The following is a 6,949-nucleotide window of genomic DNA, read 5'->3' as shown; positions in this document are numbered from 1 at the left end:
ATTTAATTTTGCGAATTTTTACTAGCTGTCAAGTCTTATTTCAAAATGTTTAAATAAAATAAATAGGTAATGCTACGAATAGCATGAATTATCTAGGCTATCCGTACAATATATAGCACGAAAAAATTTTGAGGTGAAGTTAATTTTTGAGCAAAAATGAATCAAGAGTTAGCAATGCCTTAAGAGTTTCCGAGAGTGCACATATATAGCTTGAGAGGGGAAAATTAATGAACAGAGACTATATCTTTCATGAATATACAAATAGTTTATGTCCAGAATGCCTTCAGATAATTCCCGCAAAGATTATCTTAAAAGATAAAAAGGTTTATTTACTAAAATATTGTCCTATTCATGGAGAACAAATGGAGTTGCTCGAGGAAGTTGCTGATTATCATTTAAAGAAAAACAAGTATGATAAACCCGGAACACCTATGAAGATTTATTCAAAAGTAGAAAAAGGATGCCCTTATGATTGTGGCGCCTCTGGAACATGCCCTCAACACGACCAACATGGCTGTATAGGATTAATAGAAGTAACTACAAAGTGTAATCTAAAGTGTCCTTTATGTTTTGCAGATGCAGGAGAGGGAGAGTTTTTATCAATAGATAAAATAGAAAAAATGATGGATTTTTTTATAGATTCTGAATATGGACAAGGCGAAATATTACAAATAAGCGGTGGAGAGCCAACTATTCATCCTGATATTATAGAAATTATAAGATTAGCTAAATCTAAAAACTTTAAATATGTAATGTTAAATACTAATGGTATAAAGATTGCACAAGATGAAGATTTCGCTCGTCAGTTACAGCAGTTTGTAGGAGGTTTTGAAGTTTACCTTCAATTTGATGGATTTAAAGAAACTACTTATAATACATTAAGAGGTAAAAATCTACTACCTCTTAAGAAAAAGGCTTTAGATCATTTATCAAAATATAAAATACCTACAACTTTGGTTTCTACAATTACTGCCGGTGTAAATGATGACGAAGTAGGCGAAATATTTACTTTTGGTATTAATAACACCTGTGTCCGTGGTATTAACTTCCAACCAGCAGCATTTTTTGGTAGAGTTAACAATATAGATAGAACTAATAGAGTTACATTATCAGGAATATTAAAGAGAATGGAAAAGCAATCAGCTGGAATGCTCAAAATGGATGATTTTATTCCACTTCCATGTAATTCAGAGAGAGTAGCTCTTACCTATATGTACAAAACATCAAAGGGTGGTTTTATTCCAATAACAAGAAACACAAAAATACTTGAATATCTCCACCTTATTAATAATACTTTTGTATTTACTATTGAAGATGCATTAAAGAATGCAGGTGGAAGCATAACAGACATAAAAACCACTTGCGACTGTTTTAAATTTTTAAAAGACTTTAAACAAATTGTTCCAATTGACTTCTTCTTAAAGTCAAAACAAAAGAAGATAGAATATGTAGATGAAAATACATTCAGAGTTAGTGTAACTTCTTTTGTAGACGCTTACAATTTTGATACTAGATCAATGCAAAAGGAATGTGTTCATGTAGTAACAAAAGATTTACGAAAAATACCATTTTCAGCTTATAACATTATTCATAGAAATGGGTGCACATAATGTTATCATTTAAATTTCCAAATATGTTCTCATTTGTAATTCAGCTAATTATTTGCAGCAGTGTATTAGGGTTATTTGTTTCAACACTTATAGACTTTACTCTATTTACAAGAGATGCCCATATAAAAAAAGAAAAGAAGTCTATAGTGGAAACAGGTACAATGACATTATTTTTATTCTTCTTTTATTTGATACTTAAGACTAAAATGGGGATAGTTCCAGTATATGATAATAATTTAAAATATATTGTTATTATCATAGGCACAATAGCCATTGTTAGTGGTTGTATTATGAATATAGTGGGTAGATTTAATTTGGGAAGTAATTGGGCTAATCATATTAAGATATATGATAAACATACTTTAGTTCAAAATGGAATGTATAAAGTTATTAGGCATCCCTTATATGCCTCCATTATGATAATGTTTTATGGTGCATGTTTAGTATATAGAAACATATTATGTTTATTGGCAGTTACAATTATTTTTATGCCTTTTATGTATTATAGAGCAAAACAAGAAGAAACCTTATTAATTCAGGCTTTCTCCGAATATAATGACTATATAAAAAGAACAGGAATGTTTTTCCCGAAAATGATTAAAAGAAAGAGATGATTATATGAAAGAATATAGACCGGTTCTTGTTCCTCATGCCGCCTTCAATTTTTGCAAATATATAATGGCCACAATATTTTGGCTTTCATTGATATTTCAAAATAAACTATTGGTAGTAGTAGGTTTTTTTATACTCTTACTATCAGCGCTATTAAAAGTTAAAAATGCACCTTTAGTTTTTATATATACTTATACAATTGATAAGATATTTCCATCTAAAAGCGAAATTTTAGATGAAAAGGCAGTTTGTTTTGCTCACATAGTAGGGACTATAGTTTCTGGAATAGCGCTTTTATTTCTTTATTTTATTCATCCTTTAACTGGTTGGATATTAACTGGAGTATTAGCCGTTCTAAAGACCTCTGCATCATTTGGATTTTGTGGTGCTATGAAACTTTATACGTGCCTTAATAATCCAAATGGACAATGCTGCAGAGTTGGCAAAAAAATAAATCAGTGTAAGGTAAAATAGGATAGGGAGTGAAATAATTATGAATCCAAATACTTTGTTTAAATCACTACCCTTTAAGAAAAAGAAAAGGTGTAAAACCAGGACAACTTTATTCTATTTTTTTAAATGGATATCTTAGCTTCAGATTTCTACTAGAATTTATACGTGTTGAAAAAGTGTCTTTTATTGGTCTAACAGACTTTCAGATACTTTGTATACTTGGATTACTATTTATTAATAGAAAATATATAACATCTATATTTATAGGAAGGGGAGTGAAGGAACATGAATGTCAATAATGAAAGCCCTGAAAATCAAAAACCTAAAAAAAGCCCTTGGGGGGATATTTTTTTAGGATTAGGGTTAGCTATTTTATTTTTTATAGCTATGGTTGCAACTCTCTATATTGGTAATGTAGGAATAATATCTATTATTGGGTTTATATTAATATCAGCTTCAACATTTTTGTCAGTTAGATTAATTAGAAGAAACCACCCTATAGCAGGCAAACTAATGCTTGGTGTAATTATACCTTTTACATTAATATTCTTGCTATTTGGCGCATGTGCCATAACACTCGGAGGATTATAATCCCAATGTATATATAAAAGTGTAAGACTGTTATCAGCTATGATAGCAGTTTTTGATATTAAATGCGATATATTATATGTTGCTTCCTCTTTTTGATCATGAAATTTTTTATAACATCACAACTATTCTCCTTATAGTCCTTATCTAACTTACATATTATTTAACTACAATACTTATGAATTTTCACCATAAACAAAAACAAAATCATTCAATATAATAAAAGTTATATTGAATGGTTTTGTTTTTTCATTAAAAGCTGCTTTTTTACTCATTTTATATATATTATTTATAATTTTATGGTATACTTGTATTGTAAACAATATGTATACACGTATAATACGTTTATAAACTTAAGTATACAGATGTATACTTAATATGATTATTTACAATTCAGATATAATTTCTTAATTAAAGATATAAAAAAACAGATAAAAGTTTATTAAGCACACTTTTCATGGAATAATAAAGATTAGAGGAGAGGTAATAAGATGGATGCAATATTAAGCGTAAGAATAAGTGATGAATTAAAACAAAAATTTAATGAATTAGCTCAAAATGAAGGCATAAACAACAAGGAACTTATGGAACAAGTAGTTAAATATTACGAATTAAATAGAGCACGTGAAGAAGACAGTAATATGTCCGAAGATATAAAAGAGTTACAAACAATAACCAGCAGAATGGCGGATATTTATATAAACATAGTGGAAAGAAATAATATTAAAACCTTAGAAGTAAAAAATGTTCATAGGAATGAGTTGGTAGATAAAAATACTGAAGTTCAAAAACTAGAAGATGAGATACTTTTATTAAAAGAAGAAAATAAAAAGATAAAATCACTGGAAACAGACCTATCCAATGGAAAGCATATACATAAAGAACTACAAGAAAATATTAAGAGCTTAAAAACATTTAATAATATGCAAAACGAAAAGATAATTACTCTACATGAGACAAATGAAAAATATTCTAAATACAGAGATGAGATAGTTATACTTAAAATAGAATATGACAGATTAACTAATGACAATATAAAGCTTAATAATAACTTATTAAATAAAAGTAATGAAGTTGATAAATTAATAAATGAGTTAGATGATTTAAAACAAATAAATATAAACAAAATAGAAGAACTTATAGCTAAAGCTAAAGAAGATATTGAAATGCAAAGAGAAAGAACAATTTTCCAAATGGATAAAGAGGTCTTAAAATTAAAAGAGATGCAGCAATTAAAAATTCAACAATTACAAGAAGACTTTAATATTAGGATTAATGGATTATTAATAGAAAAAGAGCAAGCAGCTGAGAAATTTAGAAATATGATTTTGAAAATGGATAAAAACGATGCTGAACATAATATTATTGAGAAGAAATAGAAGACAACCTAGTTTAACAAAAGTTAAATTAGGTTGTTTTTATATTGGTGCAGAAGATATTCATACACATAAAATGAGAATAATGGTACAATATTCTTATTAAGGATGTACAGAAAATAGTAATAAGGATATGAAAATAGGCGTTGAGGTTTTGAGGAATTTGATGTGGTGCATAAGTAAATAATATATTTTATTCAATATTTATATATAAATGGAGGGCTTAATGTGAGTAATCCAAATGATTATCAAATAATAGACGATTTAAATAATATTATCACATTTTTATCAAAACGGGATATAGATGATTTGTCTTGTAAATCGTTAATTGATAAATTTTGGATTAAACAAGTCGATATGATAATTATCTTAGGAAGCAGTATTCCTTATATAGCTGAATTGGCCGCAAAAGCTTATGAAAGTGGTTTATCAAAAGATATAATGATAGTGGGAGGCATAGGTCATTCGACCAAGTATTTAATTCAAACTGTATTACAAGATAATAAATATAAAGGTATTGATATATATGACAAATCTGAAGCAGATATATTGTCACAGATTATTTCACGAAGAGAAAATATTAAGTTAGGTGAGATTATAGTAGAAAATAAATCAACAAATTGCGGTTCCAATGCTTATGAATCATTAAATATATTAAAGGAAAAAGGGCCAATTCCGGAATCTATAATATTGATTCAGGATCCTACTATGCAATTAAGAAGTTATGCCACTTTTTTTAAAAACATGGAATAAAGAAAAAACATTAATTATAAGCTATTCACCATTTATACCCAAACTAAAAAAATCAGAAGATGGTTCTAAATTTATAACTGAAGGCATTAATGGATTATGGAGTAAAGATAGATTTATAGATCTTGTAATGGGATAAATACCCAGGTTAAAAGACGATGTACATGGTTATGGTCCAAAAGGAAAAGGATTTATATCTCATGTGGATATTCCTAAAGAAGTGTTGGATTCTTATCAAAGACTTATTCCATACTACAGTGAGTATGATAAAATAAAAAAAAGGAAGTGACTCTTAACTTATTATTGAGAAAGGGGTATAAAAATGATTCGAGAAGCGACTCAAAATGATTTAATCGATATTTTGGAAATCTATAATGATGCCATATTAAATACAACAGCAATCTATGATTATAAGGCTCACACCATTGAAGACAGAATACTATGGTATCAAAATAAGAAACAAGAAGGTTATCCAATATTAGTGGATGAAGAAAATAATAGGGTTATTGGATTTGCTACATTTGGGCCATTCAGAGAATGGCCTGCATATAAATACACTATTGAACACTCTATTTATGTTAATGGTAACTGCAGAAACAAAGGCATAGGAACACTACTAGCTAAAGAAGTAATAAGGATTTCCAATGAAATGGGCTTTGCAACCATGGTGGCTGGAATTGATGAATCAAATGAAAAAAGCATCAAATTGCACAAAAAGTTAGGATTTGAGTATTCAGGAAAGATAAATAAAGCCGGATTTAAATTTGGGAAATGGCTTAATCTTGTTTTTTATCAATTGGAACTTAAAGGTCCTAATAATCCAATAGAGAGTTAAACATTTAATATAAATACTTAGAAAGTATGGAAATGAGAAGGTGTTTAAAATGGAACCTTTTACAGAAAGAGTCGTGGAAATTATTAAAGGAATACCTGAAGGTAAGGTTATGACATACGGTCAAATTGCAACGCTTGCTGGGAGCCGAAGAGGCGCAAGGCAGGTTGTTCGAGTTCTTCATACATTAACTGAAAAATATAAACTGCCATGGCATAGAGTTATAAACTCAAAAGGGGAGATTGGTTTAAAGGATTATGAATCTCATAATCTTCAGAAAATGCTTTTAGAGAGTGAAGGTGTAAAATTCACTAACCTTAATACTGTAAATTTAAATGATTTTCAATCTCATGAATATATTAACTTTAAAGAGCTAGATTTTTAATTAAGAATTGTTTAAGTTAAAATAATCGTAAAAATACTCCATAATAATCTATGGAGTATTTTTACGATTAATATTATCTTGTTTAAGATAATATTAATTCAAATCTTTTTTAGTTCTAATTATAAAAACAATAATATTAACAGCAGAGAATCCTACTATTATGTATATTGCTCTAGCAAGAAATGGAATAGCTCCAAAAATAGTGCTAACTAGATTAAAATTTAATAACCCTAAAAGTCCCCAGTTCAATGCACCAATTAATACAAATATGAATGAAAGTTTGTCTATAGTATTAAGCTTATACATAATTACCCCCAAATTTATATAATTATTCTATTTATAT

10 protein-coding genes are annotated in these 6,949 nt (G+C 28.3%); 9 read left to right on the top strand and 1 reads right to left on the bottom strand.

What is annotated here, in order from left to right; genetic code table 11:
• Window positions 1-227: 227 nt before the first annotated feature.
• The 9 genes from VIM70_RS12065 (at window position 228) to VIM70_RS12025 (ending at window position 6,606) form a co-directional block, all read left to right on the top strand.
• On the top strand, window positions 228-1,610 hold the full coding sequence (locus VIM70_RS12065) for a radical SAM protein (protein ID WP_331946013.1): 1,383 nt from the start codon (window positions 228-230) through the stop codon (window positions 1,608-1,610).
• Window positions 1,610-2,224, top strand: coding sequence for an isoprenylcysteine carboxylmethyltransferase family protein (locus tag VIM70_RS12060; RefSeq protein WP_331946012.1), 615 nt, complete (start codon window positions 1,610-1,612; stop codon window positions 2,222-2,224). Before VIM70_RS12065 ends, VIM70_RS12060 begins: the two co-directional genes overlap by 1 nt.
• 4 nt (window positions 2,225-2,228) lie before the next feature.
• Window positions 2,229-2,696 (top strand): DUF4395 family protein, encoded by a 468-nt coding sequence (locus VIM70_RS12055; protein WP_331946011.1) that lies wholly within the window; start codon window positions 2,229-2,231, stop codon window positions 2,694-2,696.
• Window positions 2,697-2,960: 264 nt separating this feature from the next.
• Window positions 2,961-3,266 carry a hypothetical protein gene (locus VIM70_RS12050; RefSeq protein ID WP_331946010.1) on the top strand — a complete coding sequence of 102 codons (306 nt, stop codon included), beginning with the start codon at window positions 2,961-2,963 and terminating at the stop codon, window positions 3,264-3,266.
• Window positions 3,267-3,754: 488 nt separating this feature from the next.
• Entirely contained in the window at window positions 3,755-4,642 is an 888-nt protein-coding gene (locus tag VIM70_RS12045) for a hypothetical protein (protein WP_331946009.1), read from the top strand.
• Window positions 4,643-4,867: 225 nt separating this feature from the next.
• Window positions 4,868-5,392, top strand: a complete 525-nt coding sequence (locus tag VIM70_RS12040; protein WP_331946008.1) for a YdcF family protein — start codon at window positions 4,868-4,870, stop codon at window positions 5,390-5,392.
• Entirely contained in the window at window positions 5,364-5,528 is a 165-nt protein-coding gene (locus VIM70_RS12035) for a hypothetical protein (protein WP_331946007.1), read from the top strand. Before VIM70_RS12040 ends, VIM70_RS12035 begins: the two co-directional genes overlap by 29 nt.
• A gap of 183 nt (window positions 5,529-5,711) precedes the next feature.
• Window positions 5,712-6,224 carry an N-acetyltransferase family protein gene (locus VIM70_RS12030; protein ID WP_331946006.1) on the top strand — a complete coding sequence of 171 codons (513 nt, stop codon included), beginning with the start codon at window positions 5,712-5,714 and terminating at the stop codon, window positions 6,222-6,224.
• 49 nt (window positions 6,225-6,273) lie between these two features.
• Entirely contained in the window at window positions 6,274-6,606 is a 333-nt protein-coding gene (locus tag VIM70_RS12025) for an MGMT family protein (RefSeq protein WP_331946005.1), read from the top strand.
• A 93-nt stretch (window positions 6,607-6,699) separates the two neighbouring features.
• Here the strand turns inward: VIM70_RS12025 and VIM70_RS12020 are convergent, their stop codons facing one another.
• The gene (locus VIM70_RS12020) at window positions 6,700-6,912 is read right to left on the bottom strand and encodes a DUF378 domain-containing protein (protein ID WP_331946004.1); all 213 of its coding nucleotides are present in this window, start codon (window positions 6,910-6,912) and stop codon (window positions 6,700-6,702) included.
• Window positions 6,913-6,949: the final 37 nt, after the last annotated feature.

The organism is Clostridium sp., from assembly GCF_036569345.1.
Taxonomy (GTDB): Bacteria; Bacillota; Clostridia; order Clostridiales; family Clostridiaceae; genus Clostridium_AD.
Note: the sequence above shows the minus strand (reverse complement) of the source record. Positions and strands in the feature narration are given on the sequence as shown.